This window comes from Streptomyces sp. NPDC088157 (assembly GCF_044741545.1).
Taxonomy (GTDB): Bacteria; Actinomycetota; Actinomycetes; order Streptomycetales; family Streptomycetaceae; genus Streptomyces.
Genome location: NZ_JBIUSU010000011.1, coordinates 22,022 through 37,658, shown reverse-complemented (window position 1 = coordinate 37,658; position 15,637 = coordinate 22,022). Strand labels below are relative to the sequence as shown.

The window sequence follows — 15,637 nt, the reverse complement described above, 5'->3', positions numbered from 1 at the left end:
GGGGAAGTGCGAACAGTGGAACGTGCCTCTGCGGACAGACCGGCCATGGAACTCCTGGTCCACGGCGTGGGTGGCGCCACGCCCGAGAAGATGCTGAACGACCCGCGCACGGTGCGGATCACCGGCGACGACACGGCGGCCGTGTTCCGGCGCGCCGAAGACGTCACTGCGGACACCGGCCCCGCCGACGACCGCGGCCGCGACGCCCCGGTACCCGAGGCCTACGTGTGGTCCAACCTCACCTCCGGCAACGGCACCCGCGCCCTGTGGCTCCTGCTGCTCCCGTTCATGGTCGTCAACCTCGCCCACTGGATGCGCCCCGCCGCACGGGAACGCCTCCGCGCCGTGCGGTTGTACGGGCTGCTGGTGCGGCTCGCGGCGCTCAGCCTGACGGTGTTGCTGGTCGCCGCCGCCTGCGAGGTCGCCCTCGACCTCACCGCCTGGCAGTGCGCGGGCACGACCGCGTGCGCCGGGCGTCACTCCTGGCTGGGCTTCCTCTCACCCGCGGTGTCGGACGGCGGCTGGTGGAGCCTGCCCGGCCGCCGGCTCGCCCTCGCCGCCCTGGTCCCGACCGCCCTCACCGGACTCCTCTGGTACCTGTCCCACCGCACCTGGCGGGCCTACGAGTCCCAGGAGCCCCTGGACCTCACGAGTGAACCCGAGAACGGCGCAGGTCACACCGCACTCGGCCGGCCCGGCTTCTGGTACGGGCGCCGTCTGGTGGCCCGCCTGCGCGCGGCGCACACGGCGGCGGGACTGCTGACGGTGGCCGCCGCGGTCGGTACGGCGGCCGTACGCCAGGACCGCCGCCCCGGCGGCCCGCCCCTCCTCGACGTGCTCGGCCGGCTGCTGGAGGCGTCCCTGGTGGCGGGCGCGCTGGCCACGGTGTGGGTGGTGTGCCGCCGGGGCCGCAGCGAGCACCGCCTCGACCGCCGCCTCGACGCGCACCTCGTCCACCGTCTGCCGTCGGCCGCCCTGGTCCTGCTCGCCCTCACCCTGGTGTACGCCGGCTGGGAGCGCCCCGGCTGGCACTCCGAGGGCAGACTTCCCGGCGACGCGACCTTCGGCGCGCTCGCCCTCGCCCAGGGCGCCCTGGTGATCGCCCTCGCCGTCGTCGCCCGAGTCCTGCACCACTGCCCACGGGAACGCTCCGCGCGGGGGGACGGCAGCGCCGCCGTCCCGCACTTCCAGCAGGAGCGGTGCGCCCTGCACGGGCTCGGGGGCCCCGCTGTCGCGATGCTGGCCTGCGCTCTCGGCGGGGTGATGTCCGGCGGAGTGTCACAGCGGGTGTCGGACTGGCTGGACGGCACCGGGACCTCCCTCGACGGACCGCCCGTGCTGTTGACCTGGCAGGCGTCCGTGATTCCCGTGTTGATCGTCGTCCTGCTGGCGCTGTGCGCACTGCTCGCCCGGCGGACCGTGCTGCTGACCCGCGCCGAGCAGGACGCCGTGGTCCGGGACTACGGGGTCGGGCACGGTGACCCGGCCCGCACCCGGCGCATCGCCCGCGCCCGCGCGATGGCCACGCTCACCGACCGAGGCCCGCTGCTCGTCGCCGTCACCTCGGTCGCGACCCTGATCCTGGGCGCGGGGGCGCTCGCCGGCGCGTTCAGCACCGGGAAGACCCCGGTCCGGGCCGGGGACGGGGCCCAGCCGTTCGTGCAGGGCGCCGCCCAGACCGCTCAGGCCCTGGGCTCCTGGCTCATCGGACTCGGCTTCGTCCTCTTCGTCACCTGGGGCCGACGCGCCTACAAGGACCCCTCCGCGCGGCGCACGATCGGCATCCTCTGGGACGTCGGCACCTTCTGGCCGCGCGCCGCGCACCCCTTCGCCCCGCCCTGCTACGCGGAGCGCGCCGTACCCGATCTGACCTGGCGCATCGCCGGCTGGACGCGCGCCACGGGCGGACGTCTGGTGATCTCCGGCCACTCCCAGGGCAGCGTCCTCGCGGCCGCCGCGGCCTGGCAGTTGAAACCCTCCGACCGCAGGCGGGTCGCCCTGCTGACCTACGGCTCCCCGATCGAGCGCCTCTACGGCCGCTGGTTTCCGGCCCACTTCGGCCCGGCCGCGCTCGCCGCCCTGCACGAGGACATCGCCTGCTGGCGGAACCTGTACCGGCTCACGGACCCCATCGGCGGCCCGATCCGGCTGTCCGGCGACGACTGCGGCCCGCAGGTGGACCGTGAGCCTCTCGCGGACCCGCTGGCGTACGGCCGCGACGAGGAACACCCGTTGCCCGCGCCCGTCCTGGGCCACTCCGACTACCAGGCCGACCCGGCGTTCGCGCAGGAACGCGGGAAGCTGCTGGGGCGTCTGCGACCTGAGGTGCCCCAGCAGCGCGCCTGAGCGCGATCAGGGCAGCTCGGGCAGGTCCTCCGCGTACACCAACGTCAGGTCGTCGGTGCTCGGCTCCGCCACCTGGGCGACCCGGCTCGCGTGCCGCTCCACCATCGCCTCGAACGTCTGGCGCGCGGTACGCCCGTTGCCGAAGGCGGGCCCCTTGGGGAGCTCCGTGAAGTACTTCAGCAGGGCCTCCGCGGTGCCCGGGCCGAGCCGGTACTCATGCTCCTCGGCCTGCTGCTCCACGATCCGCAGCAGTTCGTCGGGGCCGTAGTCGCCGAAGGTGATGGTCCGTGAGAAACGGGAGGCCACACCGGGGTTGACCGAGAGGAACCGCTCCATCTCCGCGGTGTAGCCCGCGACGATCACGACCACCGAGTCCCGGTGGTCCTCCATGAGCTTCACCAGAGTGTCGATGGCCTCCTTGCCGAAGTCCCGGCCCGCGTCCTCCGGCGACAGCGCGTACGCCTCGTCGATGAACAGCACCCCGCCGTGAGCCCGTTGGAAGGCCTCCTGGGTGCGGATCGCCGTCGAACCGATGTGCTCACCGACCAGGTCGACGCGGGACACCTCGACGAGATGCCCCTTCTCCAGGACGTCCAGAGCGGCGAGGATCTCGCCGTAGAGGCGGGCGACCGTCGTCTTACCGGTGCCGGGGGAGCCCGTGAAGACCAGATGGCGCTTGACCGACGCCGCCTTGAGCCCCGCCTGCTGGCGGCGCCGACCCACCTCGATCATGTCGATGAGGGCCCGCACCTCGCGCTTGACGCTCTCCAGACCCACCAGCGTGTCCAGCTCGCCGAGCACGTCCTTCGACGTCCGCACCGACGACTCCGGCTCACCGGCGGCCTGCTGCGGCTCCGGCGCGATGACCCGCTGCTCGGGGACCAGGCCCAGCCGACCGGGTGACTGGAGGGTCGCCTGAACGGCCGTCTCCGGCGCGGCCCCCGGTGTCCGCACGCCCGCGCTCTCGTCGCTGGTGCAGTCCTCGACCACGGGAGCGGATCCCGGACCCGCGTCCGCCCCGGCGTCGGCGAACTCGTAACCGCCGCGCGCGCAGCGCTCCGTACGGCACTTCCGCAGCGTCGTACGACTGCCGTCTATCACGTGGAAGCCGTAGCCGCCGCTGTTCGTCACCCGGCAGTTCAGGAAACTGCCGCGGCCGCCGGCCGACACATAGAACCCGGCCTCGGCGGGGGAGTCGACGGTGCAGCGCTCGATCGTGGGGTCGGCGCCCTTGGTGACGATCACGCCGGTCTGCGTGCTGTCCACGGTGCAGTTGTTGAGGGTGCCGCCGCTGCCGTGGTCGCGGAACCACGCGCCGGTCGCGGCGTCCCGGATCCGGCAGTCGTCGAGCTGGGCGGTCGCCCCGTCGCTGACCGACACGGCCGTGTTGCGCACCTGGGACAGGTCGCTGTCCACGACGTCGGCGCGGGAGCCCCGGTCGAGGACGAACAGGGCGTCCGGCACGTCGTGCACCCGGCACGAGTCGAGGACCGCGGTCGCGCCGTCGCTGACCCAGACGGCCGGGTAGTCGCCGGTGCTGTCGAAGATCTCGCACTGGTTGGCGTCCACGCGCGTACCCGGGTCCCACACCGACAGCCCGTTGCGGCCGAACTGACGCACCGTCGTGCGAGTCAGCGTCAGGACCGAGCGGGAGCGCAGGTCGACCGCGTTCTCCGGGATGTCGTGGATACGGCAGTCGGCCAGGGTGAGTACGGCGTCCGTGTCGAGGGTGACGCCGTCGGCGGTCGTGCGGTGCACATCGCAGTCGGTGAGGTGCGCGGTGGCCCGGGCGGTGATCTGGACGCCGCCGCCCTTGATCTCGTAGACCTCGCAGCCCACCGCTTCCAGGGAAGAGCCGTCGCCGGTCGCGCTCAGACCCGCGCCCGACGTGTGGTGCACCCGGCAGCGCTCCAGCCGGGGGTGGCCACCCCCGCGCACCGAGACGCCGGCCTGACCTGCCGCGACGACTTCGCACTCCTCGAAGACGCCACCGCCGCCGTCGACCACGGCGATACCGATGCCCGCCGGATTGTCGACGGTGCAGCGCCGGACCGTCGGACGGGCGCTGCCACGCACCTCGATGCCCGCCGCGGACCGCGTGACGATCCGCACGTCCAGCAGCTCCGGCGTGCCCTCCTCGACGAGCACCGCGGGCGCCGCCGCGTCCTGGCCCTCGACGTGCAGGTCCTGCACCACGGCCGACGCGCGCACGGTCAACGGCACCCCGTCCAGGGGCGCCAGGCGCACGGAACCCGGGGAACCCTCGGGACCGCGCAGCGTCACCGACCGCTCGACGACCAGGTTCTCCCGGTAGGTCCCGGGAGCGATGGTGAGGACGTCACCCTCGGCCGCGGCCTCGAGGGCGGCGGCGAGCGACGCGTACTCACCCGTGCGGCGCCGCCACCTCGATGTGCCGGTGTGCGTCACCTGGACCGTGCCCTGTGCCATGGCGTTGATGTGCCCCCACCTCGTGGTACGCGCGTTGATGCCGAATGCTTCGGCCGGTCCACCGTAGCGTGCGCGCGGGTGGTGGTTGACCAGAAACGGCGGGCCGTCAGCTGCCGGTACCGGTGCGCCCCCAGTCCGGGCCCGCCCGGTCCCAGGCCTGGTCCCAACGGGCGTACCGGCGCCGGACCATGCGCCAGACGATCAACCGCCGGCCGCCCTCGAACGTGCCCGCGGTGAGCAGGGCCGCGCCGAAGCCGGCGAGCACGGCGTGCGTCGTCGCCGTGGCGGAGTCGAGCGGCCGGGCCACCAGGCGGCCGTGCCCGTCCGTCCATATCCCGAAGTGGTCGCCGCTGTGCGGGGCCTTGAGGCCCGCCAGGACCGTGCCGTGCTGTGCCGTGCCGTCCGGCGCCGTCCAGTCCGCGAGGACCCGGGTGCGGGCCTCCCGGCCGGCGGCCGTCTCGGGGTCCACCTCCAGTGGCGCGCCGTCCACCTTCCGCACCACGGTGGCCGTGACCTCGTGGCGGGACTGCCGCTGCTCGTGGACCGACTGCTGCAGGACGTCCTGTGCGACGGCGCCGACGACGGAGCCCACCACAGGCGCGACGAAGAGGATCAGCAGCAGGGCCGACAAGGCCACCCATGCCTCGACCAGATCCGTCGTACGACGCAGCGGGTTGTGTCGCCAGCGCCAGATTCCGCCGATCGATCGCACCGCCCGCACCCCCTTCCCCGCTCCGTGATAACCCCCGTCGGAGTCGTTCACGCGCGGGTCCGGGGAAAGAGAGAGCGAAATCACCAGGGCCCGGGCCCTCTCATGAACTTCTCACGCAAGCCCAACGATCAGGAGCCGCACAGGGGTTCCCGCGGATCGCCCGGTCCCCGACCGAGGCCGGAACTATGCGAGCACACGCACCGGATCGCCGACTCTGACCGTGCCGCGACCGAGAGGCACCAGGTTCTGTCCGAAGACGAGCTTGCCGCCGAGGCGCCGATGCCGGCCCAGGGTGTACAGGGGTTCCTTGCCACGCGCCGCGGTGCCCTGGTCGGTGGTGGTCACGACGCACCGGCCGCACGGTTTGGCGACCCGGAACTCGATTTCGCCGACGGCGAGGCGCGACCAGCCGTCCTCGGCCCACGGGTCGGTGCCCGCCAGGACCAGGTTCGGCCGGAAACGGTTCATCGGCAGCGGTCCCTCCCCGGCGTGCTCGCCCTGGGCGATCAGCGAGTTGAGGGCGTGCAGCGAAGCCGTCGTGGTCGCCAGCAGCGGATATCCGTCGGCGAAGGCGACGGTCTCGCCGGGCCGCGCGTACCGGGGGTCGACGGGGCGACGCGTCGCGGGATCGTCCATGTGGACCAGCCGCACGTCGGCGCCGACGTGGGCGGTGCACCAGGCATGCCCGGTGTCGTCGGCGAGGACCCCCTCCACCTTGTCGCGGAAGATCTCCAGCGACACCGTGCCCTCCGGCTCGGGCACCGGCACGGTCAGCGGCTCGAGACCGGGCGCGGACAGACGTACGCCGCCGCCGGGCAGGAGCTCGGCGGCGGCCAGCGCGAGACGCGGCCGCTGCCGTTGGGTGACGACCTTTCCCCCGTCGTCGATCAGCGCCCAGCGCCGGTCACCGGCCAGCCCCCAGGGCTCCACGACGGCCTCCCGGGGCGTCTGGCCCCGGAACGCCTTGACCGGATGGACGTGAATCGACAGCAGCTCCGCATGCCCCATGGGGTCATCCTGCCAGGTGGCACCGACGACCCCGTCGGGTCAGTAGCCGCGGTACTGCTGGTTGTACGGGTCCTGGTACTGCGGCGCGGCGGGCCGGGGAGCGGCCGGGCGCATCGCGTCGTAGCCCGTGCCGGGACCCGCCGGACGCTGCTGCTGCGCCTGGGGTCCGGGGTAGCCGCGCGGCGCGGCGGGCTGCGGCGGGATGTACGCCGCCGGGGCCTGCTGCAGCGGTGCGGGCTGCTGCGCCTGCGGGTAGCCGTAGTACCCCTGCGAGGGGCCCGCCGGGAGGGCGGGCAGCGCCGACGGCAACGCGGGCAGGTTGCTGTTGCCCATGTCGTACGCGGCGGGGACCCGGATCGGGGCGATCTGCGGGGTGCCCCGCTCGGCCACGAGCGAGTCGTAGATCGGAGTGTCCGGGAAGGAGGCGTAGTAGCCGCCGCCATAGGTGGAGCGGGGGGAGGTCATGGCACATAAGTTAAGCCCACGATGTGCTGGTTGGGGAGACCGATAAGAGGGTTGATTTCCGTGTCGGCGGTGGCTTCGGACCCCTAATGCGAGCGAATTTGGGAAAAAGGGACGGCGAGCGCCCGTCAGATCGTGTAAAGGCCGAGTTCCGAGCGGGTTACCGGGGGTTGGGCAGGGCTGATCCTGCGCTCTCGATGGGCGTTCACCGTCGTGCGCAATAGGTTGGCCGGACAGACAAGCCGAGGGTGCCGAGGCGTGCGGCCCGGTGCACTGACACGCGATGGGGGCGTACATGTCAATGTCGAAGGGGTCCAATGCTCCGGTGCCGACCACGGCACTGCGGGTCGAACTGGGCTGGCGCTCGGGACCGGGTGTTCCGGACACGGACGCGTCCGCACTGCTGCTGGTGGGCGGAAAGGTCCGTTCCGACGCCGACTTCGTCTTCTACAACCAGCCGGCCCACTCCTCCGGAGCCGTCCGCCACGAGGGCAAGCGCGACGCGGGAGGCCGGGTGACCGACAGCCTTCTCGTCGACCTCGCGCGCGTGGAGCCCGCGATCGAGACCATCGTTGTGGCGGCCTCGGCCGACGGTGGTTCGTTCGGCCAGGTGCCGGGCCTGTACATCGAGGTACGGGACGCGGCGCAGGGAACCGTCGTGGCGCGCTTCGACAGTGCCGGCGCGACGGTGGAGACGGCCTTCGTGCTGGGGGAGTTCTACCGCCGCCAGGGCGCCTGGAAGTTCCGGGCCGTCGGCCAGGGCTACGGCAGCGGTCTCGAAGGGCTGGCCACCGACTTCGGCATCGCCGTGGACGAGCCGCAGCGAGCGGCCGCCCAGGCTCCGTCGACCCCGCAGGCTCCGCCGCCCCCGCCGCCGACCGTCCCCGCCTTTCCGGCCACGGTGCCCCCGCCCGTCCACCAGGCTCCGCCGCCTCCGCCGCCCGCACCGCCCGTCGCGCCGGTCCGGCTGACCAAGGTGACGCTCACCAAGGCCGCTCCGTCGGTGTCCCTGAGCAAGCAGGGCGGCACCTCGGGCGCCCTGCGCGTGAACCTCAACTGGGAGGTGCGCAAGCAGTTCTCCGGGTGGGGCAGCAAGCGCGGTCGGGCGGTCGCCATGCACAACGACCTCGACCTCGACCTGTGCGCCCTGTTCGAGCTCGCCGACGGCCGCAAGGGCGTGGTCCAGGCCCTCGGCAACGCCTTCGGCGCCCTGCACCAACCGCCGTACATCCATCTCGACGGCGACGACCGTACCGGCGCCTCGACGAGCGGGGAGAACCTGACCGTCAACCTCGACCACAAGAACGACTTCCGGCGCATCCTCGTCTTCGTGACCATCTACGAGGGCGCCCGTTCCTTCGCCGACCTGCACGCCACGGTCACGCTGCAACCCCAGTTCGGAGCGCCGATCGACTTCTCCCTCGACGAGTGCACGGTCCCCTCGACCGTGGCGGCGCTCGCGCTGATCACCAACAACGGGGGCGACCTCGTCGTCCAGCGCGAGGCCCGCTACCTGGTGCCCGAGCGCGGGGTGAGCCCGCAGCGTACCGTCGACTACGCCTACGGATGGGGCATGAACTGGACACCGGGCCGCAAATAGCGACCCCACGGCCGGGGGCCTCCCTGGGTGGAGGCCCCCGTGCAGGGGCTCAGCCCTCGTCGGCGACGGCGTCCGGACGGGCGTAGGTGCGGCCCTTCCAGGCCGCACCGCGTCCCCTGTAGTGCTGGACCGCGGAGTCGACCGTCATCAGCAGGTAGAGGAACGCGGTGAACGGCAGCAGGGGAGCCGGCCACAGCGGCTGACGGTAGTAGCGCAGCATCGGGACGTACGTCCCCGCCATCACGAGCCACGCCAGACCGCCGGACGCCGCCGTCGCCTTACTGCCGACGGCGAGCCCGCCGAACAGCGCGAGCGGCGGCACCAGGTACACGAGGGCGAGGCCCAGCACCGTGCCCGTCAGCAGGAGCGGACTGTGCCGCAGCTGCGCGTAGGCGCTGCGCGAGACCATCCGCCACAGGTCGTGCAGCCTCGGGTACGGGCGCACGCTGTCCACGCCGTCGGCCAGCCCCAGCCAGATGTGACCGCCCGCGCCCTGCACGGCCCGCGCGAGTGCCACGTCGTCGATGACGGCGTGCCGGATGGCGTCCGGGATCCGCGCCCGCTCCGCCGTTTCGGCGCGCAGCAGGACGCAGCCGCCCGCCGCGGCAGCCGTCCGCGCCCCGCGTCGGCCGATCCGCCGGAAGGGATAGAGCTGCGCGAAGAAGTAGACGAAGGCGGGCACCACCAGCCGCTCCCACGGGCTCTCCACCCGCAGCCGCGCCATCTGGGAGACGACGTCGAACCCTCCGGTGCGCGCCGCCGCCACCAGCTCCCGCAGACTTCCGGGACCGTGCGCGATGTCGGCGTCCGTCAGGAGGAGGTACTCGGGCTCACGCGCGCGTGCCAGGCCGATGCCGTGGCGCACCGCCCACAGCTTCCCCGTCCAGCCCGCCGGAGGTTCGCCCGGCGAGTCCACGGTCAGCGGGAGCCCGCCGTGCTGCCGGGCGAGCGCGCGCGCCAGCTCTCCCGTGCCGTCGGAGCTGCCGTCGTCGACGAGGAAGATCTCCGCCCGCCCCGGGTAGTCCTGCGCGAGCAGGGAGGGCAGGCTCGCGGGCAGCACCGCCGCCTCGTCGCGCGCGGGGACGACGACGCAGACGGGCGGCCACTCACGCGGATCCTCCCGGGCCGGCAGTCTGACGTCCGTGCGCCAGAAGAAGCCCTGACAGAGCAGCAACCACAGCCAGGCGGCCAGAGACACGGCGGCGATCCACACGATGGCGCTCACGCGCGCAGTCTGCCCCACGCCGCCGGGCCGCAAGAGCACATCGTCTATGGTGGCCGGGTGAAGATCGCGCTCATGGACTCCGGAATCGGCCTGCTGGCGGCCACCGCCGCGGTACGGCGACTGCGACCCGACGCCGATCTCGTGCTCTCCCTCGACCCCGACGGCATGCCCTGGGGACCGCGCACCCCGCAGGACCTCACCGAGCGCGCAGTCGCGGTCGCCGCGGCCGCCGCCGCGCACCGGCCCGAGGCCCTCATCGTCGGCTGCAACACGGCGACCGTGCACGCCCTGCCCGCGCTGCGCTCCCTCCTCGAACCCGGCATCCCGGTGATCGGCACCGTCCCGGCGATCAAGCCGGCCGCGGCCGGCGGCGGCCCCGTCGCGATCTGGGCCACGCCCGCCACCACCGGCAGCCCCTACCAGCGCAACCTCATCGAGGATTTCGCCGGCGACGTCACGGTCGCCGAGGTGCCCTGCTGGGGACTGGCGGAGGCCGTGGAGCACGCGGACCAGGCGGCGATCGACGCCGCGGTCACCGCCGCCGCCGCCCTCACCCCCGAGGAAGTGACGACCGTCGTCCTGGGCTGCACCCATTACGAACTGGTCGCCGACCGTATCCGGGCCGCCGTGCAGCGCCCCGGCCGCCCGCCGCTCGTCCTGCACGGCTCGGCCGGTGCCGTGGCCGCGCAGGCCCTGCGCCGCATCGGTGCGCGCCCCGCACCCGAGGCGGCGACCCTCGGCACCGTGACGATTCTCCTCAGCGGCCGTCCGGGCGGTCTCCCGGCACCCGCCCTGGCCTACGCGGAAGGCCGGCTGCTCGAAGCCGTCAGCCCCGCCCGGTAAGGCGCCGGGCTCGCCCCGCCGCACCCCGGGCCGCTCGCCGCCCGGGCGGAGCAGTCACCCTGTGCAACGGACTACCGGCCCAGCGAAACCTGAGTAACCTCATGAACATGAGGGACCATCCCCACGACGAGAGCATCCCGCTTCCCGACGTCCCGCATCGCGACGCTCCGCATCCCGACGTCTGGACCGGGCGCGCCACCAACCGGTTCCAGTGGCTGCTGGCACTCGTGGGCGCCGCCTGTCTGGCGCTCGGCATCGAGCTCGCCGTCGAATCCGCGTGGACGTCCGGAGTCGCCCCGCTCGCCATGTCCGTCGTCGGCTGTATCGCCGCCGGGTTGCTCGTTCTCTTCGGCACCCTCGCCTTCGTGCACGTCGATCTGAAGCTCGACCGGGAGTCTCTCGAAGTGCGCTGCGGCCACATCGGGCTGCCACGCCGTCGCATCCCGCTGGCCCATGTGGCGGGCGCGGACTTCGAACCGCTGGTCACTCCGCGCCACTGGGGCGGCTGGGGCTATCGCTGGCGGCCCGACAAGGGCACGGCCGTCGTGGTCCGCCGCGGGGAGGGCGTGGTGCTGCGGCTCTGGGACGGTCACACGTTCACGATCACCGTGGACGACGCCGAGTCGGCGGTCCGCGTCATCAGGGACCGGCTGCGGGCGGGCGCCCCGGACACCCGGCCCTGACGCCCGCACCGGGTACGCGCCGAGGTCAGGCGGCCGGGCGGTCGCCGTGCTGCAGGTCCCGGTCGGGTTCCGACCGAACTCCGGGCGCCGCCGGTTCCTCGGCGAGGGGCCGGGCCGTGGCCAGCCCGGCCAGCAGACCGGCGCCGACCGACACCGTCGTGAAGCTCAGCGCGTTGCCGATCGCGGCCACGGCGGCCAGAGCCGTCAGCGCGGCACCCGCGGTGAGGACGACCGGAGTGGGCCGCGGCGCACGCCACAGCGCGAACAGCACCCAGCAGAAGACCGCGGCGAGCAACAGCACACCGACGACACCCTGCTCCGCCGCCAGTTGCAGCGGCGCCGAGTGCGGCTTGCCGTCGGACAGCGTGGCCCGGGCCGCCGTACTGCTCAGCTCTCCGAAGCGCCCGGGGCCCACGCCGAGACCGGCCTCCCGGTGGGCCATGCCCAGCGCCTCGCGCCACAGGTCGACCCGGTGCGGCGTCAACCGGTCCGTCAGCGGGCCGACGAGGCCGCCGGACAGCGCGTCCGCAGCGACCGCCCAGGTCAGGCCGGTCACCAGGGCGGCAACCACCGCCAGGCCCGCGAGACCCGGGCCCCGGTGGCGCATCCCGCCCGCGGCCAGGGAGCACAGCAGCACCGCGCAGCACGCCACCACAGCAGTGGTCGAGCCCAGCACAGCCCCGGTGACCGCGCTGCCTCCGGCGAGCAGCCGCAGCCCGAACCGCAGCGCGGGCACCGGCGTCGCCCATGCGGCGCAACACGCGGCACCGGCCGACAGGGTCAGCACCGCGGCGGTGGCACCGGCATGGCCCAGCGGCGCGACGACGTCGGGGCCCGAGGTGAGCCGGGGCCGGGTCACCGACAGAGCGAGCCCGGCCAGCGCCCCGGCGCAGGGCGCGGCGACCGGCAGCAACACGCCGAGGATCCGCCCCGCCGCGTAGCCGGCGGCCAGCGCCAGCACCGCGAGCAGCACACCCTCGGGCCGTCCGTCGTGCACGGCGGCGGTGACCAGGGACCAGATCGCGCAGGCCCCGAGCACGGCCACGCCCGCCGCGTCGGAAACGTTTCTTCTCTCTCCGTCCGCGTCGGCCGCGGACGACATCCCCGTGGAACCCACCCCGTCCCCCCGAACCGGTCGCCCCCCGACCGTGACGGCCCTGAGCCGTGACGGACCCCGGTCACCCGCGCGACCGGAGCTCTGCCACACCGTAACGGCTGGTGTGCGGTTTGTGGATGAGTTGCGTCGGCTTGTATGGCAATCGCGGGCCGCCCCGCGGACTGTGCTGTCGGCCAAAAGGTCACTCGCCGTACACTCCCGGAGTGACCGTCACCGCTACTTCCGTGGGCCAGCCGGACCAGCTGGAGCCCCAGGCCGCGCGGGCTCCGCGCGGCGCCCGGCTCCTGCGCCTCGTCCCGGCCGCCGCAGCGGCGCTCTCCGGAGTGCTGCTCTACGTCAGTTTCCCGCCGCGCACCCTGTCGTGGCTGGCGCTGCCGGCCTTCGCCGTCCTGGGCTGGGTGCTGCGCGGGCGCAGCTGGAAGGCGGCCCTCGGCCTCGGCTACCTCTTCGGGCTGGGTTTCCTGCTGCCGCTCCTCGTGTGGACCGGCGTCGAGGTCGGCCCCGGGCCCTGGCTCGCCCTGGTGGCCATCGAGGCGGTCTTCGTCGCGCTGGTCGGCGTCGGCATCGCCACCGTGTCGAAGCTGCCGGCCTGGCCGCTGTGGGCGGGGGCGCTCTGGATCGCCGGCGAGGCGGCACGCGCGCGTGTGCCCTTCCGCGGCTTCCCCTGGGGCAAGATCGCCTTCGGCCAGGCGGACGGCGTCTTCCTGCCCCTGGCCGCGGTGGGCGGCACCCCCGTACTCGGCTTCGCGGTCGTCCTGTGCGGTTTCGGCCTGTACGAGGTCGTGCGCCTCGTCCTGGAGCGGCGGCGCACGGGCGAGGTGCGGCGGTCGGCGGCCGCTCTTGCGCTGCTCGGCGTGGCCGTCCCGGTCGTCGCGGCCGTCGCCGCCCGTCCGCTGGTCAGCGACAAGGCGGAGGACGGCACCGCGACGGTAGCCGTCATCCAGGGCAACGTCCCCCGTCTGGGCCTGGAGTTCAACGCCCAGCGCCGCGCCGTGCTCGACTACCACGCGCGCGAGACGGAGCGCCTGGCCGCCGAGGTGAAGGCGGGCAAGGTCCCCCAGCCCGACTTCGTGCTGTGGCCCGAGAACTCCTCCGACATCGACCCCTTCGCCTACGCCGACGCAGCCGTCGTCATCGACAACGCGGCCAAGGCGATCAAGGCGCCCATCTCGGTCGGCGGAGTCGTCGAGCGGGACGGCAAGCTCTACAACGAGCAGATCCTTTGGGACCCGGTCAAGGGACCCACCCAGACGTACGACAAGCGGCAGGTCCAGCCGTTCGGCGAGTACCTCCCGCTGCGCTCGCTCATCGGCGCCATCAACGAGAACTGGACCTCCATGGTCCGCCAGGACTTCAGCCGGGGTTCCAAGCCGGGCGTCTTCGACATGGACGGCACCGAGGTCGGCCTCGCCACCTGCTACGAGGCCGCCTTCGACTGGGCCGTGCGCGACACCGTCACCCACGGCGCCCAGCTGATCTCGGTGCCCAGCAACAACGCCACCTTCGACCGCAGCGAGATGACCTACCAGCAGCTGGCCATGTCGCGCGTCCGCGCCGTCGAGCACAGCCGCACCGTCACGGTGCCCGTGACCAGCGGCGTCAGCGCGATCATCATGCCGGACGGCAGGATCACCCAGAAGACCGGCATGTTCGTGGCGGACTCCCTGGTGCAGAAGGTGCCGCTGCGCTCCTCGGAGACGCCTGCGACGAAGCTGGGCATCCTGCCCGAGATCGCCCTGGTGCTCGTCGCCGTGGGCGGCCTGGGATGGGCGATCGGCGCCGGGCTGCGCTCCCGACGCGGCGCGACCGGCTGAACAGGCGGCCCGGATAGGGTCGCCGCATGGCGACTCCTGACTTCATCACCGACATCCGGGCCTCCGCGGGCCACCAACTGCTCTGGCTGCCCGGCGTCAGCGCTGTCGTCTTCGACGACGAGGAGCGGGTGCTGCTCGGCCGGCGTGCGGACAATCATCAGTGGTGCCTGATCTCGGGCATCCCGGACCCGGGCGAGCAGCCCGCGGACTGTGCGGTCCGGGAGGTGCACGAGGAGACAGGCGTGCACTGCGTGCCCGAACGCATCGTCATGGTCCGGGCCGGCCGGGAGGTGGAGTACCCGAACGGCGACCGATGCCAGTTCATGGACATCACCTTCCGCTGCCGGGCCGTGGGCGGCGAGGCACGGATCAACGACGACGAGTCGGTCGAGGTGGACTGGTTCGCGCTGGACGCCCTGCCGCCGATGCGCGACTCGCAGCTGTTCCCCATCAAGCAGGCGCTCTCCGACGAACCCACGTGGTTCGAGACCACGCCTTCCGAATGAAGTATGGGCGGTGACCACATAGGGCGAGGAGCTCACTCTGCCTAGGGTCGGCCCATGACTTCGCCCCAGGTCGCCGCCCCCGGTCCCGCCGCCCCACTCCTCGACCTCGGCGGTCGCACCGCTCTCGTCACCGGTGCGGCAGGCGGCATAGGACGTGCCTGTGCGCTGCGGCTCGCGGCTGCCGGGGCCACGGTCCGCGCCGTCGACCGGGACGCGGCAGGACTGGAGACGCTCGCCGCGAGTGCGGCCGGCCTGCCCGGCGCGGTCGAACCGTACGCCCTGGACCTCACCGACCTGGACGCCGCCGAACTCGCCGCCGCCGGGACCGACGTCCTGGTCAACAACGCGGGACTGCAGCGGGTGTCGCCCCTGGAGGACTTCCCGCCGGACGTCTTCCACACGGTGCTCACCGTGATGCTGGAGGCGCCTTTCCGGCTCATCCGCGGCGCCCTGCCCCACATGTACGGGCAGGGCTGGGGCCGCATCGTCAACGTGTCCTCCGTGCACGGACTGCGCGCCTCCGCCTACAAGTCGGCGTACGTCGCCGCCAAACACGGTCTCGAGGGCCTCTCCAAGACCGCCGCCCTCGAAGGCGCGCCCCACGGGGTGACCTCCAACTGTGTCAATCCCGCCTATGTGCGCACCCCGCTCGTGCAGCGGCAGCTCGCCGACCAGGCACGGACACACGGCGTCCCCGAAGAACGCGTGCTGGTCGACGTGCTCCTGCGGGACAGCGCCGTCAAACGGCTCATCGAACCGGAGGAGGTCGCCGAGGCCGTGGCGTACCTGTGCGGCCCGCAGGCGTCCTTCGTGACGGGCGCCTCGCTGGTCCTCGACGGCGGCTGGACCGCACACTGAACCCCCTGTCGGCCC

At 73.2% G+C, this 15,637-nt stretch carries 13 protein-coding genes; 7 read left to right on the top strand and 6 right to left on the bottom strand.

Annotated elements, in window-relative coordinates; genetic code table 11:
* Nucleotides 1-45 precede the first annotated feature (45 nt).
* Entirely contained in the window at nucleotides 46-2,346 is a 2,301-nt protein-coding gene (locus tag ACIPFH_RS36130; RefSeq protein WP_401833426.1) for a hypothetical protein, read from the top strand.
* Nucleotides 2,347-2,352: 6 nt separating this feature from the next.
* On the opposite strand, the gene ACIPFH_RS36125 is transcribed toward ACIPFH_RS36130, so the two are convergent.
* From ACIPFH_RS36125 to ACIPFH_RS36110, 4 genes are all read right to left on the bottom strand, one after another.
* Complete coding sequence (locus ACIPFH_RS36125; RefSeq protein WP_401833425.1) at nucleotides 2,353-4,794, bottom strand: right-handed parallel beta-helix repeat-containing protein; 2,442 nt, start codon at nucleotides 4,792-4,794, stop codon at nucleotides 2,353-2,355.
* 106 nt (nucleotides 4,795-4,900) lie between these two features.
* Nucleotides 4,901-5,506 carry a hypothetical protein gene (locus tag ACIPFH_RS36120; protein ID WP_401833423.1) on the bottom strand — a complete coding sequence of 202 codons (606 nt, stop codon included), beginning with the start codon at nucleotides 5,504-5,506 and terminating at the stop codon, nucleotides 4,901-4,903.
* A 183-nt stretch (nucleotides 5,507-5,689) separates the two neighbouring features.
* Nucleotides 5,690-6,514 carry an MOSC domain-containing protein gene (locus tag ACIPFH_RS36115; protein WP_401833420.1) on the bottom strand — a complete coding sequence of 275 codons (825 nt, stop codon included), beginning with the start codon at nucleotides 6,512-6,514 and terminating at the stop codon, nucleotides 5,690-5,692.
* A gap of 39 nt (nucleotides 6,515-6,553) precedes the next feature.
* Nucleotides 6,554-6,979 (bottom strand): DUF6643 family protein, encoded by a 426-nt coding sequence (locus tag ACIPFH_RS36110; protein WP_401833417.1) that lies wholly within the window; start codon nucleotides 6,977-6,979, stop codon nucleotides 6,554-6,556.
* Nucleotides 6,980-7,259: 280 nt separating this feature from the next.
* On the opposite strand from ACIPFH_RS36110, the gene ACIPFH_RS36105 reads away from it, so the two are divergent.
* Nucleotides 7,260-8,576, top strand: coding sequence for a TerD family protein (locus ACIPFH_RS36105; RefSeq protein WP_401833415.1), 1,317 nt, complete (start codon nucleotides 7,260-7,262; stop codon nucleotides 8,574-8,576).
* Between the two features lie 49 nt (nucleotides 8,577-8,625).
* Here the strand turns inward: ACIPFH_RS36105 and ACIPFH_RS36100 are convergent, their stop codons facing one another.
* Entirely contained in the window at nucleotides 8,626-9,789 is a 1,164-nt protein-coding gene (locus ACIPFH_RS36100) for a glycosyltransferase (protein WP_401833602.1), read from the bottom strand.
* Nucleotides 9,790-9,858: 69 nt separating this feature from the next.
* Between ACIPFH_RS36100 and ACIPFH_RS36095 the strand changes: the two genes are divergently transcribed.
* Complete coding sequence (locus ACIPFH_RS36095; protein ID WP_401833413.1) at nucleotides 9,859-10,644, top strand: glutamate racemase; 786 nt, start codon at nucleotides 9,859-9,861, stop codon at nucleotides 10,642-10,644.
* A 107-nt stretch (nucleotides 10,645-10,751) separates the two neighbouring features.
* Nucleotides 10,752-11,327 (top strand): hypothetical protein, encoded by a 576-nt coding sequence (locus ACIPFH_RS36090; protein ID WP_401833411.1) that lies wholly within the window; start codon nucleotides 10,752-10,754, stop codon nucleotides 11,325-11,327.
* Between the two features lie 25 nt (nucleotides 11,328-11,352).
* Here the strand turns inward: ACIPFH_RS36090 and ACIPFH_RS36085 are convergent, their stop codons facing one another.
* Nucleotides 11,353-12,429, bottom strand: coding sequence for an O-antigen ligase family protein (locus ACIPFH_RS36085; protein WP_401833409.1), 1,077 nt, complete (start codon nucleotides 12,427-12,429; stop codon nucleotides 11,353-11,355).
* A 218-nt stretch (nucleotides 12,430-12,647) separates the two neighbouring features.
* Between ACIPFH_RS36085 and lnt the strand changes: the two genes are divergently transcribed.
* From lnt to ACIPFH_RS36070, 3 genes are read left to right on the top strand one after another with little or no spacing between them, the layout of a single operon-like run.
* Nucleotides 12,648-14,258, top strand: coding sequence for an apolipoprotein N-acyltransferase (gene lnt / locus ACIPFH_RS36080; RefSeq protein ID WP_401833406.1), 1,611 nt, complete (start codon nucleotides 12,648-12,650; stop codon nucleotides 14,256-14,258).
* Nucleotides 14,259-14,284: 26 nt separating this feature from the next.
* Entirely contained in the window at nucleotides 14,285-14,764 is a 480-nt protein-coding gene (locus ACIPFH_RS36075) for an NUDIX hydrolase (RefSeq protein ID WP_401833404.1), read from the top strand.
* A gap of 54 nt (nucleotides 14,765-14,818) precedes the next feature.
* Nucleotides 14,819-15,622: a 3-hydroxybutyrate dehydrogenase gene (locus ACIPFH_RS36070; RefSeq protein ID WP_401833401.1), complete on the top strand. Its 804-nt coding sequence runs from the start codon at nucleotides 14,819-14,821 to the stop codon at nucleotides 15,620-15,622.
* Nucleotides 15,623-15,637 lie beyond the last annotated feature (15 nt).

Coding starts and splice junctions, on each gene's coding strand:
- ACIPFH_RS36115 (WP_401833420.1), bottom strand. CDS start 6,514: ATGGGGCATGCGGAGCTGCTGTCGATTCACGTCCATCCGGTCAAGGCG.
- ACIPFH_RS36105 (WP_401833415.1), top strand. CDS start 7,260: ATGGGGGCGTACATGTCAATGTCGAAGGGGTCCAATGCTCCGGTGCCG.
- ACIPFH_RS36125 (WP_401833425.1), bottom strand. CDS start 4,794: ATGGCACAGGGCACGGTCCAGGTGACGCACACCGGCACATCGAGGTGG.
- ACIPFH_RS36110 (WP_401833417.1), bottom strand. CDS start 6,979: ATGACCTCCCCCCGCTCCACCTATGGCGGCGGCTACTACGCCTCCTTC.
- ACIPFH_RS36070 (WP_401833401.1), top strand. CDS start 14,819: ATGACTTCGCCCCAGGTCGCCGCCCCCGGTCCCGCCGCCCCACTCCTC.
- ACIPFH_RS36090 (WP_401833411.1), top strand. CDS start 10,752: ATGAGGGACCATCCCCACGACGAGAGCATCCCGCTTCCCGACGTCCCG.
- ACIPFH_RS36130 (WP_401833426.1), top strand. CDS start 46: ATGGAACTCCTGGTCCACGGCGTGGGTGGCGCCACGCCCGAGAAGATG.
- ACIPFH_RS36075 (WP_401833404.1), top strand. CDS start 14,285: ATGGCGACTCCTGACTTCATCACCGACATCCGGGCCTCCGCGGGCCAC.
- ACIPFH_RS36085 (WP_401833409.1), bottom strand. CDS start 12,429: ATGTCGTCCGCGGCCGACGCGGACGGAGAGAGAAGAAACGTTTCCGAC.